Consider the following 18,819-nt stretch of genomic DNA (forward strand, 5'->3'; position numbering starts at 1 on the left):
GGCGCCCTACACCGGAAAGGGCGTCCCGCGTCGGAAAGGGCGACCGATCTCTACCCCCGGCGGCCGGACCTACCCCTGACCTCCCGAACGGAGTCCCGTCGTGCCCCTCACCCTCGCCGACCTCACCACGGTCAGAGCACGGCGCCCCGAGGCGATCGCCGAGGCGGCGGCCCGCCGGGTGCGCCGCCCGCTGATCGGGGAGAGCGGGCGGCTGATGATCGTGGCCGCCGACCATCCGGCGCGCGGCGCCCTCGGCGTCGGGGACCGCCCGCTCGCCATGGCCAACCGGGCGGACCTGCTGGGGCGGCTGTGCGCCGCGCTGTCCCGGCCGGGCGTCGACGGCGTGCTGGCCACCGCCGACATCCTGGAGGACCTGCTGCTGCTCGGCGCGCTGGACGGCAAGATAGCGGTGGGCTCGATGAACCGCGGGGGCCTGGCGGGCGCCGCCTTCGAGATGGACGACCGGTTCACCGGGCACCGCGCCGAGGACCTCGCCCGGCTCCGGTTCGACGCGGGCAAGCTGCTGCTGCGCGTCGACCTCGACGACCCGGGTTCGCTGGCCACCCTGGAGTCCGCCGCCCACGCCGTGGACGCGATGGCCGGGCACCGGCTGCCGCTGTTCGTGGAGCCGTTCCTGTGCCGCCGGACCGGGGGGCGGGTCCGTACCGACCTGTCCGCCGAAGCCGTCGTCCGGTCCATCGCCATCGCCTCGGGGCTGGGCGGCACCTCCGCCTACACCTGGCTGAAACTGCCCGTCACCCACGACCCGGACGACATGGCCGAGGTTCTGGAGACCTCCACCCTGCCGGTGGTGCTGCTCGGCGGCGATGTGGGGAACGATCAGGAGGCGGCGTACGCGCGCTGGCGCAAGGCGCTGCGCCTGCCCACCGTCCAGGGCCTGGTGGTGGGCCGCTCGCTGCTCTACCCCGCCGAGGGCAGTGTGGAGCGGGCGGTGGACACGGCGGTCGGGCTGTTGGGAGAGGGAGGCTTGCGATGACGTACCACCTGCCCGCGGGCAAGGCCGGAAGCGGCCCCTACACGGTCGACGTGACCCCGGAGACGGCCGGATGGGGGTACAGCGGCCTGCGGGTCCTCACCCTCCCGCCGGGCGGCTCGCACACCTTCGACGCCGGGGACAGCGAGTGGATCGTGCTGCCGCTGGCCGGCGGCTGCACGGTCACCGCGGACGACGCCGCCTTCGCACTGCACGGCCGGCCCGACGTGTTCAGCGCCGTCAGCGACTTCGCCTACGTCCCGCGCGACGCCCGCGCGACCGTCTCGTCCGCCGCCGGCGGCCGGTTCGCGCTCGCCGGCGCCCGCTGCGCCCGCCGCCTGCCCGCCCGCTACGGACCGGCCTCCGCCGTCCCGGTGGAACTGCGCGGCGCGGGCGCCTGCTCGCGCCAGGTCAACAACTTCGGCGCGGCGGCCCGCGCCGGAGGCGCTGATGAGCAGGGTTTCGAGTGCGACAAGCTCATCGCCGTCGAGGTGCTCACCCCCGGCGGCAACTGGTCCTCCTTCCCGCCCCACAAGCACGATGAGCACCGCCCCGGCGAGGAGGCGGAGCTGGAGGAGATCTACTACTTCGAGTTCGCCGCCCACGACGGCGTCCCCGGCCTCGGCTACCAGCGGGTCTCGCCCTCCGGCCGGGGCCGCGGCACGGACGTGCTGGCCGAGGTGCGCGACGGCGACGTCGTCCTCGTCCCCGACGGCTGGCACGGACCGTCGATGGCCGTGCCGGGCCACCACATGTACTACCTCAACGTCATGGCGGGCCCCGCCGACGAACGCGCCTGGCTGATCAGCGACCACCCCGGCCACGCCTGGGTCCGCGACACCTGGCCCGAGCAGCCGGTCGACCCCCGGCTCCCCCTGTACACCGCCCCTGAGGGGACCGCATGAGCGCGCTCCGGCTGACCACCGCCCAGGCCCTGGTGCGGTTCCTGGCCGCCCAGTACACCGAACGGGACGGCGTACGGCACCGGCTGATCGCCGGGATGTGGGGGATCTTCGGCCACGGCAACGTCGCCGGGATCGGCCAGGCCCTCGTCGAGTACGCCGGCGTCATGCCGTACCACCAGGGCCGCAGCGAACAGGCCATGGTGCACGCGGCGGTGGGCCACGCCCGGCAGCTCGACCGCCTCTCCGCGCAGGCCGTCACCACGTCGATCGGCCCCGGCGCCACCAACCTGGTCACCGGCGCCGCCCTGGCCACCGTCAACCGCCTGCCGGTGCTGCTGCTCCCCGGCGACTACTTCGCCGCCCACCCCGCCGACCCACTGCTCCAGCAGCTCGAACACCCGTCGGCGGCGGATGTGTCGGTCAACGACACCCTGCGCCCCGTCTCCCGCTTCTTCGACCGGATCACCCGCCCCGAGGCGCTGATCCCCTCCGCGCTGAACGCGATGCGGGTCCTCGCGGACCCCGCCGAGACCGGCGCCGTGACCCTGGCGCTGCCGCAGGACGTGCAGGCGGAGGCGGCCGACTGGCCCGAGGAGTTCTTCGCCGACCGCGTCTGGCGGGTACGGCGCCCCGCGCCCGACCCGGCGGAACTGGCCGACGCCGCGGCGGCGATCCGCTCCGCCGCCCGTCCGCTGATCGTCGCGGGCGGCGGCGTCCACCACAGCGAGGCGCAGGAGGCGTTGCGCGAACTGGCCGACGCCACCGGCATTCCCGTCGCCTCCACCCAGGCCGGCAAGGGCTCGCTGCGCCACGACCACCCGGCCGACGTCGGCGGCATCGGGCACACCGGCACCGCGGTCGCCGACGCCCTGGCCCGCGCCGCCGACCTGGTGATCGGCGTCGGCACCCGCTACAGCGACTTCACCACCGCCTCCGGCACCCTCTTCCAGCACCCGGACGTCCGTTTCCTCAACCTCAACATCACCGCCTTCGACGCCCACAAGCTCGCCGCCCGCACCCTGGTCTGCGACGCGCGCACCGGCCTGCGGGCGCTCACCGACGCCCTCGCCGGCCACCGCGTGGACGACGCCTACGCGGCCGGGTACCGCGCCGGCAAGGAACGCTGGGAGCGGGTCGTCGAGGCCGCCCTGCGCGCCGGGGACGACAGCGCCGTACCGACCCAGACGCAGGTGATCGGCGCGCTGGACGAGGTCGTCGGCGACACGGACGTGGTGATCAACGCGGCCGGCTCGCTCCCCGGCGACCTGCACAGACTGTGGCGGGCCCGGTCCCCGCGCCAGTACCACCTGGAGTACGGCTACTCCTGCATGGGCTACGAGATCCCGGCCGCCCTCGGCGTCCAGCAGGCCGCGCCGGGCACCCCGGTGTGGGCGCTGGTCGGCGACGGCACGTATCTGATGAACCCGACGGAGATCGTCACGGCCGTGCAGGAGGACCTCCCCGTCAAGCTGGTCCTGCTGCAGAACCACGGCTACGCCTCCATCGGCGGCCTGTCCGAGTCGGTGGGCGCGGAGCGGTTCGGCACGGCGTACCGCCACCGGGCCGCCGACGGTTCGTTCACCGGCGATCCGCTGCCCGTGGACCTCGCCGCCAACGCGGCCAGCCTCGGGATGGACGTCCTGCGCCCCAAGACCGTGGGCGAGCTGCGCGCGGCGCTGGCCGCGGCCCGCGCCGCGTCCCGGCCGACCTGCGTGTACGTCGAGACCGACCCGGCACCGACCGCCCCCGGGGCGGAGGCGTGGTGGGACGTGCCGGTGGCCGAGGTGTCCGCGCGGCCGGCCGCCACGGAGGCGCGGGCGGCCTACGACCGGGCGCGCGCGGACCGCCGCCGCCACCTGTGACCGCCGTGACCCGCACCGCGGCGGCGGAGGCGGATCAGCCCCCGTCGGCCAGTCGCTGCTCGATGGCGTCGGCGGTGTCGAGCAGGGCGCGCGCGACGCTGCGCAGGTCCCTGGTGTTCACCGTGTCGCCCAGCACCACCGCGGCGACCGGTCCGGCCTTGCCGAGCCGGACCGGGGCGGCCAGTTCGACCAGGTCGGGGATGGTCTCGCTGCGGGCGTAGGACAGCCCGGTGCGCCGGATGCGCTCGAACTCGCGGCGCATCGCCTCCGTCCGGGCCCGGGTCATGCCGGTGCCGGCCGTCGCCGTGCCGAAGAGGTCCGCCGGGTTCCGCTGGGACATGGCGAGCAGGAGCTTGCCCGCCGCCGAGCCGTACGCCGGGACCGGCTGGCGCAGCGCCATCGCGAGCCGGACGTGCTCCTGCCCGTAGAGGGTCCCGACGTGCTGGACCTTCGTCCCCGACAGGGTGCCGAGGCTGACGATCCGGTTGGTGAGCTGGAACAGTTCGAGCAAGAAGGGGGTGACCGGGTAACTGAGGCGCTGCACCCCGGCGGGGCCGCCCGTCGCCGCCAGCCGGGACAGATAGGTGCCGATCTCGTAGGACTTGGACTCCCGGCGGACGGCGAGACCGATGTCGGTGAGCGCCTGCATCAGGCGGTGCAGCGTCGACTTCGGCAGGTTCACCAGCCGTGACAGTTCCGACAGGGTCAGTGGCCGGGACGCCTCGGCCAGTGCCTCCAGTACGGTGAGCGCCTTGCGCAGCGGGCCTCCCACGGACGCGGGCGCGGCCGTCCGCAGCTCCGTGCCGACGGCCGCCGCCGGGCACGACGCCTGATACGGATGTCGTTCACCGTCCACCCGGATGCTCCCCTCGCCGAGGCACGCACGAACCGGTGTCCATGCCTACCCGCGCGCCGCGGGCGGGCTCAAGGCCGGCCGGGGTTGCTGTCCCCAGGGTGCTCGGGATCGGGCCCTTTTGTCGGCCGGTGGCCCGGCGCGGGAGCAACCACCGTTCCGGAAACTGGAAACGGCCGTAGAACCGCTGCCGTGCCGTCCCTACTGTCCCGATCATGGCTGATGTGAGCTCGTACGAGTACGCGGGGGACGGCGTCGCCCGCCGAGTCCTGCTGGCCGGCCCCCGTTCCTTCTGCGCGGGTGTCGAGAGGGCCATCGAGATCGTGGAGCGGGCTCTGGAGCAGCGGGGCGCCCCGGTCTACGTCCGCAAGCAGATCGTGCACAACGTCACCGTCGTCGACGACCTCGCGCGGCGCGGCGCGGTCTTCGTCGAGGAGCTGGACGAGGTGCCCGACGAGGCGACGGTGGTGTTCTCCGCGCACGGGGTCTCCCCCGCCGTGCGCCGGGAGGCGGACCGGCGCGGCCTCGACGTCATCGACGGAACCTGCCCCCTGGTCGCCAAGGTGCACGCCGAGGCACGCCGGTTCGCGGCCCGCGGCGACACGGTCGTGCTCGTCGGCCATGCCGGGCACGAGGAGGTCGAGGGCACGCTCGGTGAGGCACCGGAGTCGATGGTGCTGGTCTCGACACCCGACGAGGTCCAGGACCTGCCGCCCGACGTCGGGCAGCTCTCCTACCTGACCCAGACCACGCTCGCGGTCGACGAGACCGCCGAGGTCGTCGGCGCGCTGAAGGACAGGTTCCCGCAGTTGCAGGAACCTCCCACGGACGACATCTGTTACGCCACCACCAACCGGCAGGCCGCGCTCAAGGCAATCGTCGAGGAGTCCGACCTCGTCCTGGTCGTCGGTTCGGAGAACTCCTCCAACTCGGTACGGCTGGTGGAACTCGCGCGCCGCGAGGGCACCCGCGCCGAGCTGATCGACCGGGCCGACGACATCCGGCCGCAGTGGCTGACGGACGTGCGCACGGTCGGGCTCACGGCCGGCGCCTCGGCGCCGCCCGCCCTGGTCACCGAGGTCGTGGACCGGCTGGGCACCTTCGGTCCGGTCCAGGTCGAGGAGCGCGAGATCGCCCGCGAGACGGTGAGTTTCGACCTGCCCTCGCCGGTACGCCGCACCACGCGGCGGACGGCGGACGGGCGTTCCAGCTGAGCGAGGAGAGACGTGTCATCGAGTGTGCTCGGCCGGATCACCGGTCCGCGGGAGCTCAAGGAACTGCCTCCCGAGCAGTTGCCCGAACTGGCGCGTGAGATCAGGGAGTTCCTGGTCGACAAGGTCTGCGCCACCGGAGGACACCTCGGTCCCAACCTCGGCGTGGTGGAGCTGACCATCGCGCTGCACCGGGTCTTCGACTCGCCGACGGACCGCATCGTCTTCGACACCGGCCACCAGTCCTACGTCCACAAGATCCTCACCGGCCGGCAGGCCGCCTTCGACACGCTCCGCGCGACGGGCGGACTGTCCGGCTATCCGCTGCGCGCGGAGTCCCCGCACGACCTGGTGGAGAACTCGCACGCCTCCACGGCCCTGTCCTACGCCGACGGCCTGGCCAAGGCACAGCGGCTGCTCGGCGAGGAGCACCGCCGGGTGGTCGCGGTCATCGGGGACGGCGCGCTGACCGGCGGCATGGCCTGGGAGGCCATGAACAACCTCGGCAGCGGCAAGCGGCCGGTGGTGGTGGTCCTCAACGACAACGGCCGCTCCTACGACCCCACGGTCGGCGGGCTGGCCGAGCACCTGGCGGAGCTGCGGGGCGGCAGGCCCCCGAGCCCGACCCTGTTCGAGACGCTCGGCTTCGCCTACCTCGGCCCGGTGGACGGGCACGACATCGGCGCCGTCGAACTGGCCTGCCAGCTGGCGAAGAACCTGGACCAGCCGGTCGTGGTGCACTGTGTCACCGACAAGGGCCGCGGTTACGCCCCGGCCGAGAACGACGAGGCCGACCGCATGCACGGCATCGGTGTCCTCGACCCGGCCACGGGACGGCCGCGGGGCGGTTCGTCGCCCAGCTGGACCGGCGCGTTCGGCGCGGAGCTGGAGCGGCTCGCCGCCGAGCGGCCCGACGTCGTCGCGCTGACGGCCGCGATGCTGCGCCCGGTCGGTCTGCACGGGTTCGCCCGGCGGTTCCCGGACCGGGTGTTCGACGTGGGCATCGCCGAGCAGCACGCGGTCACCAGCGCCGCGGGGCTGGCGATGGGCGGCCTGCACCCGGTGGTCTGCCTCTACGCCACCTTCCTCAACCGCGCCCTCGACCAGATCATGATGGACGTGGCCCTGCACCGCCTGCCGGTGACGTTCGTGCTGGACCGCGCGGGGGTCACCGGCCCCGACGGGCCCAGCCACCACGGCATGTGGGACCTCGCCCTGCTGGGCGCGGTGCCCGGGATGCGGGTGGCGGCGCCGCGCGACACCGTCCGGCTCGCCGAACTGCTGGGCGAGGCGCTGGCCGTCGACGACGGTCCCACCGCGCTGCGGTTCCCCAAGGGCGGTGCCGGTCCGGAGATCCCCGCGCTGACCCGGATGGAGGGCGTGGACATCCTGCACCGCACCCGGTCCCGGCCGCTCGACGTCCTGCTGGTCTCCACCGGCGTCCTCGCCGCCCCCGCGCTGGAGGCGGCGGAGCTGCTGGCCGATGAGGGCGTCGGGGTGACCGTCGTCGACCCGCGCTGGGTGCTGCCGGCCAGTCCCGCCCTGACCCATCTGGCGTCCCGGCACCGGATCGCGCTCTGTGTCGAGGACGGGGTGCGCGTCGGCGGCGTGGGCGCCGCGCTGGCCCAGGCCTGCGCCGAGGCCCGGGTCGGCACCCCGGTGCACGCGCTGGGACTGCCCCGGGAGTTCCTGGACCACGGTGAACGGCCGGCCGTCCTCGCCGAACACGGCCTCACCGCGCGTTCCGTCGCGGAGACCGCGCTCGCCCTGCACGGCGCCGTCGCGGCGACACACCCATCAGCACCCCTTTCGGAAAGGACACCGCGGTGACCCAGGTCGCGCTCGGTATGCCCGCTCTGCCACCTGCCACCCTCGCCGAACGCCGGCCCACCCGTCAGCTGCGGGTGGGATCGGTCGGGGTGGGCAGCGAGCACCCCGTCTCGGTGCAGTCGATGACCACGACCGTGACGGCCGACGTCAACGCCACCCTCCAGCAGATCGCCGAACTCACCGCCGCCGGCTGCGACATCGTCCGCGTCGCCTGCCCGAGCGCCGACGACGCCGAGGCGCTGCCCGCGATCGCCGCGAAGTCCAAGATCCCGGTCATCGCCGACATCCACTTCCAGCCGAAGTACGTCTTCGCGGCCATCGAGGCCGGGTGCGCCGCGGTGCGGGTGAACCCGGGCAACATCAAGAAGTTCGACGACAAGGTGGGCGAGATCGCCCGCGCGGCCCGGGACCACGGCACCCCGATCCGGATCGGGGTGAACGCGGGGTCGCTGGACGCGCGCCTGATGCGCAAGTACGGCAAGGCCACGCCGGAGGCGCTGGCCGAGTCGGCGCTGTGGGAGGCGTCGCTCTTCGCCGAGCACGGCTTCCACGACCTGAAGATCTCGGTCAAGCACAACGACCCCGTGATCATGATCCGCGCGTACGAGATCCTCGCCGAGAGCTGCGACTACCCGCTGCACCTGGGGGTCACCGAGGCGGGGCCGGCGTTCCAGGGCACCATCAAGTCCGCCGTGGCGTTCGGCGCGCTGCTGCGCCAGGGCATCGGCGACACCATCCGGGTGTCCCTGTCCGCCCCGCCGGTGGAGGAGGCCAAGGTCGGCGGGCAGATCCTGCAGTCGCTGAACCTGCGGCCCCGCAAGCTGGAGATCGTCTCCTGCCCCTCCTGCGGCCGGGCCCAGGTGGACGTCTACAAGCTCGCCGAGGAGGTCACCGCGGGGCTGGAGGGCATGGAGGTGCCGTTGCGGGTCGCCGTGATGGGGTGCGTGGTCAACGGCCCCGGGGAGGCGCGCGAGGCCGACCTCGGTGTGGCGTCCGGCAACGGCAAGGGGCAGATCTTCGTCAAGGGGAAGGTCATCAAGACCGTGCCCGAGCACCGGATCGTGGAGACCCTGATCGAGGAGGCCCTGGTCCTCGCCGAGACGATGGAACCGGTCGACGGAGGGTCGGTCTCGGTCGTCGCCGGCTGAATGAGGGATTCCCCCTGAAGGAACAGGAACACCGCGCTCCACCGGCTCCCCGAGGTCGGCCTCAGTATCGTTCTTGACATCGTTTTCCGACTGTCTCGGACCACATCAGGCCACTCTCGGGGAGCTTTGACGTGTTGGCACAGTACGACCCCAAGCCGGACACGCACGAAACACCGGCTGTGCGGCGAATACCGGCGCTTCAGCGCCAGGACCTCGTCCACGACCCAGGGATGCGCAGCAGGACCACCTGTCCGGGCCCGTCCCGCGGCCGGCTCACCCGGTCGCGTCGACCTTTCCGGACGTGTTGAGCGGACGACACCGCGAACACCGCGAAACGGCTCAGGAAGTACCACTTCGACGCCTGGCATTCCGACCGGATGTCCCGGCGAACACGCTGCCTTTCCTGGAGGATCCACCATGACCGCCAACACCACGGTACGTTCGATAAAAGCCCTCGTGCGTGCTCCGGACCCGCTCACGCAATCGGCGGTGAGCGGTCATCTCGATTCCGCGCCGAACATCGAGGTGGTTTCGCCGGAACGCCCCGATCCGGTGGATGTCGCCGTGATCGTCGCCGAGCGGATGACCGTGGAGGTGACGTCGCTGCTGCGCAAGATCAAGGACACCCTCCGCGTGCCGGTGGTGCTGATCCCGTCCGAGATCGACCGGACCGACCTGTTCACCGCGGTGGAGTGCAATGTGGTGGCGGTACTGCCGCGGGTCGCCGCCACCAGCAACCGCATCCAGGAGACGGTGCTGACCGCGGCGGCCGGCGGCGGCGTCTACCCCACCCAGTTGCTCGGGGAACTGCTGCGGCAGATCGAGCGGATGCAGCGCGAGGTGCTGTCACCGCACGGCCTGCACACCTCCGGACTGACCCCCCGGGAGATCGATGTGCTGCGGCTGATGTCGGAGGGCCTGGACACCGCCGAGATCGCCGACCGGATGTGCCTGTCGGAACGGGCCGTCAAACGCGTCGTCTTCGGGGTCACCCGGCGCCTGAACCTGCGCAACCGGCCGCACGCGGTGGCCTACGCGCTGCGCAGCGGCGTCATCTGACCGGGCTGCGGCGCTCCTGAGCCCGCCCGGCACCGGCTTCCGCCGCGTCGGCACCGGCTTCGGCCGGGCCGGGGACGGCGGAGGCGCCGGGGACGGCCGCGGGCGCGCGAGACGCCCACAGCGGCCGTCCCTCCCGGCGCATCGTCCGGCGCAGCAGCACCACGTAGGCGATGTCCAGGGCGACGTAGGTGGGCACCAGCACTTGGAGCAGGTGGTGGGACGGGTAGACGACGAAGGCGGTCAGGCCGGCGAAGAGGGAGCCCACGAGTTTGGCGACGGCGAGCTGCATGGACTGCCCCGTGCTGGACCCGCGCCGCTTGAGCAGCAGCAGGAAGGAGGCGCTCAGCGGCACCTGGATGATCATCCCGGTGTACATGCCGTCCCGGTCGTGGAACTCGTTGGCCCCCACGACGACCATCACCGCCGCCCACAGCAGCACCCCGGCGAAGCTCCACCGGAAGACCCGCGGGGTGAGCCCGGGATAGTCGCGCGGTCCGTACCGCAGCGCCTGGTAGAGCAGGACGGCGTTGAACATCACCCACAGGACGTTGATCTGGCGCTGGGTGGGGGTCTGTTCCAGCACGAAGGTCAGGCTGAACTCCCAGGCGAAGTTCACCGCCACCAGGTAGGCGGGGATGCCCACCCGCCGGTCAGTGAACGCCTGCCGGATGGCCAGGACGTAGGTCAGCAGCCAGCCGGCCGCGGTCGGCCCGGCGAGGGCCCAGAAGAGCGCGTCCGGTACGTCGGCCGGCCCCTCCGTGACCGGTGCGACCTGCGACATCGGGATGAGAACGGGAGGCAACCAGACCATGGTGATCCTTGGGTTGGTGGGTGGGTCAGAGACTGGGCACGACGAGGTCCAGGCCGAAGAACGAACCGCCGTACAGTTCCCGCCCGATGCGGGGGTTGAGCAGGGCGTGGCGGGCCGCGGTGTTGGCGTCGCGCCAGTACTGCTGCAATGGGTTGGACTCGGCGAAGGCGGCGGCGCCGTGGGCCCACATCAGCTCGTCGAGGGCGACGGTGACGAGGTTGACCGCCTGGCCGACGTCCCCGCGGATCCGGCGCAGTTCGCTCTCCGGGAGGTCCACGGCCGCGCGGGCGGCGTCGTCGATGACGTCGGCGGCCCGGTTGACGTGGAGTTCGGCCGCGTCGATCGTCAGGGCGGTCTGGCCGAGCGCGGAGACGAAGGTCTGGGAGCCGGGCTGGCTGGTGTACGTGCTGGGCGCGATGGACCGGCCGGGCGCCCGGTCGACGACGAGGGCGAGCGCGGCCTGGCCGACGCCGACCACCACGGAGGCGCAGACGACGCCCATGGCCGCGATCGCGGCCGTCCGGAACAGCGGGGGCAGGGTGGTGTCGGTGGCGTTCTCCCGTCCCCGCTGCCGCTCGGCCGGGATCACCCGGTGCTCGGGCACGAACGCGTCCCGGAGCACGACGGTGTGGCTGCCGGTGCCGCGCATGCCGACGGTGTGCCAGGTGTCCTCGACCGTCAGGTCGGCGGCGGGCACCAGCAGGGAGAGCCCGCCCACCGGCCGGCCGTCGCCGTCGACCTCCTTGGCGACCAGGATCGCCCAGTCGTCGTGCAGGATGCCGGTGGCGTACGGCCAGTTGCCGGTGAGCAGGAAGCCCCCGTCGGTACGGACCGCGGTGCCCGTGGCCGCGAAGACCGAGGCCAGCTTGGCGCCGGGGTCGCTCCCGAACACCTCGTCCCGGGCGGCCTGCGGGAACTTCGCGGCGAGCAGGTTCGACCCGTTGATGTTGTTGACCACCCACGAGGTGGACGGGCAGTGGTGGGAAAGGGCCTTGGCGACCTCGCTCATGGTGCGGACGTCGGTCTCCAGGCCGCCGTAGGCGCTCGCGGTCCACAGTCGGCTCACCTGTGACTCGTCGATCGCGCGCACCGTGGCCTCGGGCAGCCGCCGCTCCCGCTCCCCCTCGGCGACGCCCTCCGCGAAGACCGGGCCGAACTTGTGGACCCGGCTCACCAGGTCGGCCCGGAGGTTCAGCAGTTCCGTTCGGTCGTTCGTCATGGTCACCAGTCCGGGCGCTCGGAGATGAGGTGGGTGTGGTCGTAGTAGTCCCGCCAGGCGCTGATCCGGCCGTCGCGCAGCTCGAACGCCGCCATCACCCTCAGGTTCAGCGCGATCGGGGTGCCGTCGGTGCGGAGCATGTTCTCGATCCGCTCGGCCAGGACGGTGTGCCCGGTGGTGGCCAGGTGCCGGAAGCGGACCTCCAGCCGCGCGAAGTCGGCCGGCAGCAGTGCGAAGATCTCCTCCTTGCCCCGGCACACCGGGGCCCCCGGGTTCTCCCACACGCAGTCGTCGGTCAGGAAACCGTCCATGGTCTTCCTGACGTCGTCCGGGGTCGGCCCCATCCGGGTCAGGAAGTCCTGGACGACGCGTTCGGCGTCGGTGACGGGCACGGTCAGCTCCCGGTGGTGGTCGCGTCGGCGTGCCCGAGGATCCGGCGGAGCGCGGCGCCGAGTTCCTGGTCGACGCGCGGGCCCGCCTGCGCGCTGCGCCAGGCTATGTGCTGGTCCGGCCGTACCAGGACGGCGCCGTCGTCGCCGGTCCCGCGCACCGCGGTCCAGGCGCCGTCGGCGTCCCAGTAGTCCGCCGCGCCGGCCCGGCCGCCGACGGACACCACGGTGAGCGGCACCCCGAGGGTGTCCTCGGCCTTCTTCGCCGCGACCGCCCAGCACTCGCTCAGCGGTCCGGTGATCAGTACGAAGCCGGCCCGGCCGTCGACCAGGTCGTGGGTCGACACCCGGGTGTCGCCGTGCCGCAGCCACGCGTGCGGCAGCCGGTGTCCCGGCCGGGCCACCGGGTGGTACGTCGCGCCCGTGGGGTCCCGGGGCGGCGGCGGGGTGCCGTCGGGGACCACCGCGCCGGCCGGGTAGGAGTGGCCGAGTTCGATGTCGTGCGCCTGGTACTCGATGCGCTGGGTGCCGAACACCTCGCGCACCACGGTCCGCCGGGTCTGCCCCAGGGGGGTGTCGGCGAGGAGCTCGTGGAAGTTGGCCCGGGTGGCCTCGGGCCGGCCGTGGACCACGCCGAGGCTCGCGAAGAGCACACCGTAGTTGAGCAGGCAGTTCATCGCCCAGCCCACGTTGCGCCGGGCGACGGGCAGCCGTTCCGCCTCGTAGGAGTCGAGGAGCGCCTCGCCGGCGCGGCCGTCGAGCACGGCCCCGAGCTTCCAGGCGAGGTTGTGCGCGTCCTGGACGGCGGTGTTCAGGCCGCCCCCGGCGGCGGGCGGCTGCCGGTGCGCGGCGTCCCCGGCGAGGAAGACCCGGCCGACCCGGAAGGAGCGGGCGACCACGGCCTCCGGCCGGTACTCGCTGACGTGGTGGACCCGCACATCCAACTCCCCCGGCAGCTTGAGGAGTTCGCGCACCCGTACGGCGATCGCCTCCGTGCCGAGGTCCGCCTCGGCGCCGGGCGGCACCCGGAAGTGCAGCGCCCACTCGTCGGAGGCCAGGCCCCAGCGGGGCCCGGTCGCCACCACCACGGAGACCTCGCCCTCAGGGCTGATGATGTGGGTCATCAGCACCTTGTCACCGGGCCACCAGCGCGACAGGTCGGCGCTGAAGTGGACGGAGATGATGGTGAAGCCGCCTCCCGCGCCGTCCATGGCCACGTCGAGCGCCTTGCCGACGCTCCGGCCGCCGTCGGCGCCCAGCAGGTAGCGGGCGCGTACGGTGCTCACCTCGCCGGTGGTCCGGTCGGTCACCCGCGCCGTGACGCCGTGCTCGTCCTGGGTGAAGCCGGTCATCTCGTGGTGGAACAGCAGGCTGTCCGGGGCCCGTCGTTCCGCGTGCCGGCGCAGCAGCGGTTCCAGCCGGTGCTGCGGCAGGTTGGTCGACGGGCCCGTGCTGTCGACCGCGTACGGTCCGGTCGGGCTGCCGCCGCCGAAGGACTCCATCCGGTGCAGCTCCCGGGCGTCCACCGGGCCGTCGCCGGCCAGCGAGGTGCTCCAGACGACCTCGCTCATGTTGTCCGGCGGGCAGCTGATCCCGTAGACGTCGTCGGCGATGCCGTACTGCCGGAAGATCTCCATGGTGCGCTGGTTCAGGTAGTGCGCCCGGGGCAGTACGGATGTCGACTCGCGCCGCTCCACCAGCAGGTGGCGCACGCCCGCCTCGGACAGGAAGACCGACGCGGCGAGTCCGCAGCCGCCGCCACCGACGACGAGAACGGGCACCTCTGTGTCACGCATTGCTTTCCCCTGGTCTCTTTCCCCTGGGTCGTGGGTCATTCATGGCCGGCCGGTGTGTGTGCGCGCAGGGTGATGACGGCGGCCGGGCACCGCTCGGCCGCCTCCCGCACCGAGGCGTGCGCGTGCTCGGGCGGGGCCGCGTCCAGCAGGACGACCGTGCCGTCCTCGTCGCTCTGGTCGAAGACCTCCGGTGCGAGCAGGGCGCAGTTGCCGACCGCGAGGCACCGGCTCTCGTCGGTCTCGACGCGCAGGCCGCTCACCAGGCGACCGGCAGGCTGTTCACCCCGAACACCAGGGCGTTGGTGCGGTAGTCCAGCTCCTCCTGCGGGACGGCCAGCCGCAGGGCGGGGAACCGGGTGAGCAGCGCCGGCAGGGCGACCCGCAGCTCCATGCGCGCCAGTTGCTGGCCCAGGCACTGGTGCGGGCCGAAGCCGAAGGTGAGGTGGCGCTGCACGGGACGGCGTACGTCCAGCCGGTCCAGGTCCTGGTCGGCCGTGCCGAGGTCCCGGTTGGCGGCCAGGACGGACGCCACGACCCGCTCGCCCTCCTCGATCCGCTGGTCGCGCACGCAGATGGGGCCGGCCGCCTGGCGCGGCAGGATCGTGGCCGGGGCGCAGTACCGCAGCAGTTCCTCGACCGCCCCGTCGACCGCCTCGGGGTCGTCGCGGACCACCGCGAGCTGGTCGGGGTGCTGGAGCAGCAGGGCGACGGACGCCGACAGGGTGTTGGCGATCGTCTCGTGCCCGGCGATGAGCAGCATGTTGCCGATGCCGGCCAGTTCGCTGTCGGTGAGCTGGTCGCCGTACTCGCGCACCACCCGGCCCAGGACGTTGTCCCCGGGCTCCTCGCGGTGGCGGGCCACCAGCCCGGCCATGTAGGCCTCCATCTCGGCGGCCTTCTGCATCTGTGTCTCACGGCTGGAGTTGAAGTCCAGCGCGACCACGGTGCGCTGCTGGAACTCCTCGCGGTCGGCGTAGGGCACGCCCAGCAGTTCGCAGATGACGAGCGTCGGGATGGGGGTGCAGAAGAGCTGCACCAGGTCCGCGCCGTGGCCGGCCTCCTCCACCGCGTCCAGCGCGGAGTCGACGACCCCCTGGATCTGCGGCCGCAGCTCCCGGGCCCGCTTGGTGGTGAAGGAGCCGGTGAGCATGCGGCGCAGCCGGGTGTGTTCGGGTCCGTCGTAGCTCAGCAGGTTGCCCGCCTGGTACGGCATGGACCCGCCCATGCGCAGTTGGTCGTCGGCGAGCACGGCCTTGACGTCCTCGTACCGGGTGACGACGACCGCGTCGAAGGAGCCCAGCATCGGGCTGGGCACCTGGACCCGGCGCAGTTCCTCGTCCTTCTGCGCGTCGTACAGCTCCTGGACGGGAGCGAACGGGCAGCCGTCGGCCCGGCCTCCGATGGGGATCGCCCTGGACTCGGTCATGGGTCGGCCTTTCTGTTCAACGGAAAACGGAAGGGAGACATCAAGAGGAAGTCAGCAAGAGGGGGACAGCGGGAGGGGGACATCGAGAGGGGTGTCAGAGCTGGCGGCCGAGGATGAACCCGGCGACCTCCAGGAACTCGTCGCGCACGTCGTCGGCGATCCCGGCGGTGGCCAGGCACGTCTCCGCCGCGGCGACCTGCCGGGCCGCCTCGTCCTGTGCCCAGTCCCGTCCCCCGGCCCGCTCCACGAGGTCGGCGACGCGCTCGACGGCGCGCTCGGTCAGCGGCTCGGGGCTCAGGTACAGGGCGCGCAGCTCCTCCGTACCGGGCGCGTTGAGGGCCGCGACCACGGGCAGGGACTTCTTGCGGACCCGCAGGTCGGCCCCGATCTGTTTGCCGGCCCGGTCCGCATCGCCCCAGATGCCCAGCAGGTCGTCGACGAGCTGGAAGGCGAGGCCGATGTGTTCGCCGAAGGCGGCGAGCCGTTCGACCAGGGCGGGTTCGGCAGCCACCAGGTCGGCGCCGAGCGCGCAGGCGCAGCCGAGCAGCGCGCCCGTCTTGTCGCCGGCCATGCGCAGGCACTCGGCCAGGGTCACGTCGTCGCGCCGTTCGAACGCGACGTCGGATGCCTGGCCGTCGATCATCCGCTGGGTGGCGGCCATCAGGGTCACGGTGGCGGAGCGGGCCCCCGCGCCCGGCGCGGTCAGCAGCACGGAGGTGGCCGCGGTGGCCATCGCGTCGCCGGCCAGGATGGCGTTGGGCGCCCCGAAGACCGTCCAGGCGGTGGCCCGGCCCCGGCGGGTGCGGTCGCCGTCCATGATGTCGTCGTGCAGCAGGGAGAAGTTGTGCACCAGCTCCACGGCGAGCGCGGCGGGCAGTCCGTCCGCGGCGGACGCGCCCGCCGCCCGCGCCGACAGCAGGGCCAGGGTGGGCCGGACCATCTTCCCGCCCCAGCTGCCGGTGGGCCGGCCCTCGGCGTCGGTCCATCCGAAGTGGTACTGGGCGATCCGGCTCATCTCCGGCCCCAGGTGGGCGCGGACGGCGTCGCGCAGGGCGGGGCCGAGCATCGTACGGCCGGTGTCGAGCACCGGCGATTCGCTGCGGACCGGGGTCGTCGTCATGAGCCCCACCGGCCACCCGCGAGGCGGACCGGGAGCCGGGCCGGGAGCTGGACCGGGAGCTGGACCGGGAGTCGGGGAACCGTCCGGGACCGGTCCGCGCGGGGACGGTCCGGGGGCGTACTGGCGTGTCGCATGCTGCACCTTCGTCGGCTGGAGGTGGTCACGGCGTGGGCAGGTCACGGGAGGTGGGCCGGGCGGTGCCCAGCAGGGCCCGCCGCAGGACCCGCGGGTCGGTGAGCAAGGTGTGGGGCGGGGTCAGCAGGAAGAGGACGTCGCGGTTGGCGGCGCACATCACCGGATCGCTCGGCACGTGGTCGCGCACCCGGCCGAGGTAGCGGTTGAGCAGCCGGGCGAGCGGGCCGGTGCGCACCGCGTTGCCGGTGGCGCCCGGCATGGGGCTGTCCGCACCCGTCGCCACCTCCCAGGCGGAGCGGGAGGAGCGCAGCACCGCCCGTTGCAGGGCGTGCGCCGAGGGGGCGAGCGGGCCGGCCAGTTCGTTCCTGAGGGCGACCGCGTTCAGGGCCGCCGCGGACAGGCCCTGCCCGTAGACGGGGTTGAGCGCGCACGCCGCGTCCCCGACGACGAGCAGTCCGGTGTTCTCCCGGCCCAGCCGGTCGTAGCGGCGGCGCCGGTTGGCGGTGTGCCGGTAGCCCACGGGCCGGGCGAGCGGGCGTGCGGTGCTCAGCCACTTGTGGACGGCGGGGTGCGGCAGCAGGCCGGCGTAGTCGACGAAGCCCTCGGCGTCGATGGGCGGCGTCCGGTCGCGCGGTCCGGAGAGGGTGACCATCCAGCGGTCGTCCTCGGCGGGCAGGACGATGGCGCCGAACGGCTGCCCGGCGTCGGGCACGATGTAGAAGCCCCTGAGGTCCGCGTCCGGGTCGTCGGCGTGGAAGACGCAGGTGGCGTACGCCCGTCCGGTCTCCACCACCTCTTCGGCGGGGGCCCGGCCGCCCAGGTCGGTCAGCCACTGGGGGGTGCGGCTGGCCCGTCCGGTGGCGTCCACCACGAGGTCGGCCGCCAGCTCCCGCCGGGAGTGGTGGTCGCCGCCGCGGTCCCGGACGGTGACGCCGGTGATGTGTCCCGGGCGGCCGAGCAGGCCCGTCGCCTCCACCCCCGTCCGCACCTCGACGCGGGGGTCGGACACGATCCGGCCGCGGACGCGGTGTTCCAGGAGGGGGCGGGACGGGGTCATGATCGGCTGGGACGGGTTGCGGCGGGATATCCACTGCTCCGCCTGCCACACCCCGAGGTCCCCCGGCACCGCGAGCCGTGGCGCGCCCGCCTCGGTCAGCTCGGGCAGCAGCCCCGGCAGCAGTTCGTCCAGGGCGTGCATGCCGCTGGTGAGCAGGACATGGGTGTGGCGTGACTGCGGTACCCCCGCGCGGGGTGCGGGGCCGGCCTCGTAGTGGTCGCGTTCGAGTACGGTGACCCGTTCCGCGTGGTCCGCGAGGACGTGTGCGGTGAGCAGCCCCGCCACACTGCCGCCCATGACGACCACGTGCCCCAGCGAGGGGCGGGCGGACGAGGCGGACGGCGTGGGCAGCGGCCGGGGGTGGGGGGTGTCCTCGGAGGCCGGGCGGGTCCGCGGTGCGGCGGGCCGCTCGGGCTGCGGTGTGCCGTCCAGGCGGGCGGCCAGGAAGCCGGCGCCGGAGGTCTGGCCCGTGCCGGGCAGTTCGCCGAGCATGTGGCTGACCATCTCCAGGTGGGTGGTGCGCCACCGCCGTACGGCGTCGTCCAGCTCGCCGAGCAGCCGGGCCTCCTGCGGCGTACGGTCCCCCACGCCGTTCTTCGTCAGCCGCCTGACCCGGGTGAACAGCTCCCTGAACTGCTCCGAGTCCAGCCCGCTCGCCGTGCCGAACCGGTCCCGGAACCGCAGGAAGTCCTCCCGGCGCAGCGCGTGGCGCAGCAGCGTCAACTGCCCCGTCAGGGCGTCCATCAGCCGGATCACGCGCTCCAGCCGGTCGGCGAGGCACTGCGGTCCGCACGGGGCGGGCTCGATGTGTCTGAGGTCGACGAGGGCCTGGCTGAGCAGGGTCTCGGACGCCTGGTGGACGACGATGAAGAGCCGTTCGCTGTCGCTCAGGTCCCGTTGTTCCGCCGGGGTGAGCGGCTGCTGCAGCGAGAGCAGTTCGTCGAGACGCAGGTACGACGCGTAGGTCGGGGAGGACATCGGGCCAACTCCTCGGGGTGATTCCG

Annotated in this window: 16 protein-coding genes; 7 read left to right on the forward strand and 9 right to left on the reverse strand. The window is 73.2% G+C overall.

The features are described 5' to 3' along the window. The first annotated feature begins 100 nt into the window (after positions 1-100). From J7I94_RS27880 to iolD, 3 genes are read left to right on the forward strand one after another with little or no spacing between them, the layout of a single operon-like run. Complete coding sequence (locus J7I94_RS27880) at positions 101-997, forward strand: deoxyribose-phosphate aldolase (protein WP_215171288.1); 897 nt, start codon at positions 101-103, stop codon at positions 995-997. Continuing rightward, entirely contained in the window at positions 994-1,899 is a 906-nt protein-coding gene (iolB, locus tag J7I94_RS27885) for a 5-deoxy-glucuronate isomerase (protein WP_215171290.1), read from the forward strand. The genes J7I94_RS27880 and iolB overlap by 4 nt, the downstream gene beginning before the upstream one ends. Continuing rightward, positions 1,896-3,761 (forward strand): 3D-(3,5/4)-trihydroxycyclohexane-1,2-dione acylhydrolase (decyclizing), encoded by a 1,866-nt coding sequence (iolD, locus tag J7I94_RS27890; RefSeq protein ID WP_215171292.1) that lies wholly within the window; start codon positions 1,896-1,898, stop codon positions 3,759-3,761. The genes iolB and iolD overlap by 4 nt, the downstream gene beginning before the upstream one ends. A gap of 34 nt (positions 3,762-3,795) precedes the next feature. Here iolD and J7I94_RS27895 read toward each other — a convergent pair whose 3' ends face one another. Further along, the gene (locus J7I94_RS27895; RefSeq protein ID WP_308114726.1) at positions 3,796-4,617 is read right to left on the reverse strand and encodes a helix-turn-helix domain-containing protein; all 822 of its coding nucleotides are present in this window, start codon (positions 4,615-4,617) and stop codon (positions 3,796-3,798) included. Positions 4,618-4,829: 212 nt separating this feature from the next. Here J7I94_RS27895 and ispH point away from each other — a divergent pair, with 212 nt between their 5' ends. From ispH to J7I94_RS27915, 4 genes are all read left to right on the forward strand, one after another. Continuing rightward, positions 4,830-5,828 (forward strand): 4-hydroxy-3-methylbut-2-enyl diphosphate reductase, encoded by a 999-nt coding sequence (gene ispH, locus J7I94_RS27900; protein WP_215171294.1) that lies wholly within the window; start codon positions 4,830-4,832, stop codon positions 5,826-5,828. A gap of 12 nt (positions 5,829-5,840) precedes the next feature. Continuing rightward, entirely contained in the window at positions 5,841-7,655 is a 1,815-nt protein-coding gene (locus tag J7I94_RS27905; RefSeq protein WP_215171296.1) for a 1-deoxy-D-xylulose-5-phosphate synthase, read from the forward strand. Continuing rightward, on the forward strand, positions 7,652-8,803 hold the full coding sequence (ispG, locus tag J7I94_RS27910) for a flavodoxin-dependent (E)-4-hydroxy-3-methylbut-2-enyl-diphosphate synthase (protein ID WP_215171298.1): 1,152 nt from the start codon (positions 7,652-7,654) through the stop codon (positions 8,801-8,803). Before J7I94_RS27905 ends, ispG begins: the two co-directional genes overlap by 4 nt. 417 nt (positions 8,804-9,220) lie before the next feature. Continuing rightward, a complete protein-coding gene (locus J7I94_RS27915; protein WP_251075853.1) occupies positions 9,221-9,862 on the forward strand; it encodes a response regulator transcription factor in 642 nt (213 codons plus the stop codon). Here the strand turns inward: J7I94_RS27915 and J7I94_RS27920 are convergent. The 8 genes from J7I94_RS27920 to J7I94_RS27955 all read right to left on the reverse strand — a co-directional run bounded on the left by J7I94_RS27920 (position 9,855) and on the right by J7I94_RS27955 (position 18,793). Further along, positions 9,855-10,673, reverse strand: coding sequence for a hypothetical protein (locus J7I94_RS27920; RefSeq protein WP_215171300.1), 819 nt, complete (start codon positions 10,671-10,673; stop codon positions 9,855-9,857). The two genes, J7I94_RS27915 and J7I94_RS27920, sit on opposite strands and share 8 nt — an antisense overlap. Positions 10,674-10,698: 25 nt before the next feature. Beyond that, the gene (locus J7I94_RS27925) at positions 10,699-11,892 is read right to left on the reverse strand and encodes a hypothetical protein (RefSeq protein WP_215171302.1); all 1,194 of its coding nucleotides are present in this window, start codon (positions 11,890-11,892) and stop codon (positions 10,699-10,701) included. Positions 11,893-11,894: 2 nt separating this feature from the next. Beyond that, positions 11,895-12,284: a limonene-1,2-epoxide hydrolase family protein gene (locus tag J7I94_RS27930; RefSeq protein WP_308114727.1), complete on the reverse strand. Its 390-nt coding sequence runs from the start codon at positions 12,282-12,284 to the stop codon at positions 11,895-11,897. Between the two features lie 2 nt (positions 12,285-12,286). Next, positions 12,287-14,077 carry an FAD-dependent monooxygenase gene (locus tag J7I94_RS27935; RefSeq protein ID WP_215171304.1) on the reverse strand — a complete coding sequence of 597 codons (1,791 nt, stop codon included), beginning with the start codon at positions 14,075-14,077 and terminating at the stop codon, positions 12,287-12,289. Between the two features lie 35 nt (positions 14,078-14,112). Then, the gene (locus J7I94_RS27940) at positions 14,113-14,328 is read right to left on the reverse strand and encodes a ferredoxin (protein WP_215171450.1); all 216 of its coding nucleotides are present in this window, start codon (positions 14,326-14,328) and stop codon (positions 14,113-14,115) included. A gap of 5 nt (positions 14,329-14,333) precedes the next feature. Then, positions 14,334-15,503, reverse strand: coding sequence for a cytochrome P450 (locus J7I94_RS27945; protein ID WP_215171306.1), 1,170 nt, complete (start codon positions 15,501-15,503; stop codon positions 14,334-14,336). 94 nt (positions 15,504-15,597) lie between these two features. Further along, positions 15,598-16,623 (reverse strand): polyprenyl synthetase family protein, encoded by a 1,026-nt coding sequence (locus J7I94_RS27950; protein ID WP_215171308.1) that lies wholly within the window; start codon positions 16,621-16,623, stop codon positions 15,598-15,600. 160 nt (positions 16,624-16,783) lie between these two features. After that, positions 16,784-18,793, reverse strand: a complete 2,010-nt coding sequence (locus tag J7I94_RS27955; protein WP_215171310.1) for a tryptophan 2,3-dioxygenase family protein — start codon at positions 18,791-18,793, stop codon at positions 16,784-16,786. Between the last annotated feature and the right edge of the window lie 26 nt (positions 18,794-18,819).

Source organism: Streptomyces sp. ISL-12 (assembly GCF_018614415.1).
Taxonomy (GTDB): Bacteria; Actinomycetota; Actinomycetes; order Streptomycetales; family Streptomycetaceae; genus Streptomyces.

Bases quoted from the DNA above. Each gene is read 5' to 3' on its own strand.
- iolB (WP_215171290.1), top strand. From the start codon at position 994: ATGACGTACCACCTGCCCGCGGGCAAGGCCGGAAGCGGCCCCTACACG.
- iolD (WP_215171292.1), top strand. From the start codon at position 1,896: ATGAGCGCGCTCCGGCTGACCACCGCCCAGGCCCTGGTGCGGTTCCTG.
- ispH (WP_215171294.1), top strand. From the start codon at position 4,830: ATGGCTGATGTGAGCTCGTACGAGTACGCGGGGGACGGCGTCGCCCGC.
- J7I94_RS27915 (WP_251075853.1), top strand. From the start codon at position 9,221: ATGACCGCCAACACCACGGTACGTTCGATAAAAGCCCTCGTGCGTGCT.
- J7I94_RS27920 (WP_215171300.1), bottom strand. From the start codon at position 10,673: ATGGTCTGGTTGCCTCCCGTTCTCATCCCGATGTCGCAGGTCGCACCG.
- J7I94_RS27925 (WP_215171302.1), bottom strand. From the start codon at position 11,892: ATGACGAACGACCGAACGGAACTGCTGAACCTCCGGGCCGACCTGGTG.
- J7I94_RS27935 (WP_215171304.1), bottom strand. From the start codon at position 14,077: ATGCGTGACACAGAGGTGCCCGTTCTCGTCGTCGGTGGCGGCGGCTGC.
- J7I94_RS27945 (WP_215171306.1), bottom strand. From the start codon at position 15,503: ATGACCGAGTCCAGGGCGATCCCCATCGGAGGCCGGGCCGACGGCTGC.
- J7I94_RS27950 (WP_215171308.1), bottom strand. From the start codon at position 16,623: ATGACGACGACCCCGGTCCGCAGCGAATCGCCGGTGCTCGACACCGGC.
- J7I94_RS27955 (WP_215171310.1), bottom strand. From the start codon at position 18,793: ATGTCCTCCCCGACCTACGCGTCGTACCTGCGTCTCGACGAACTGCTC.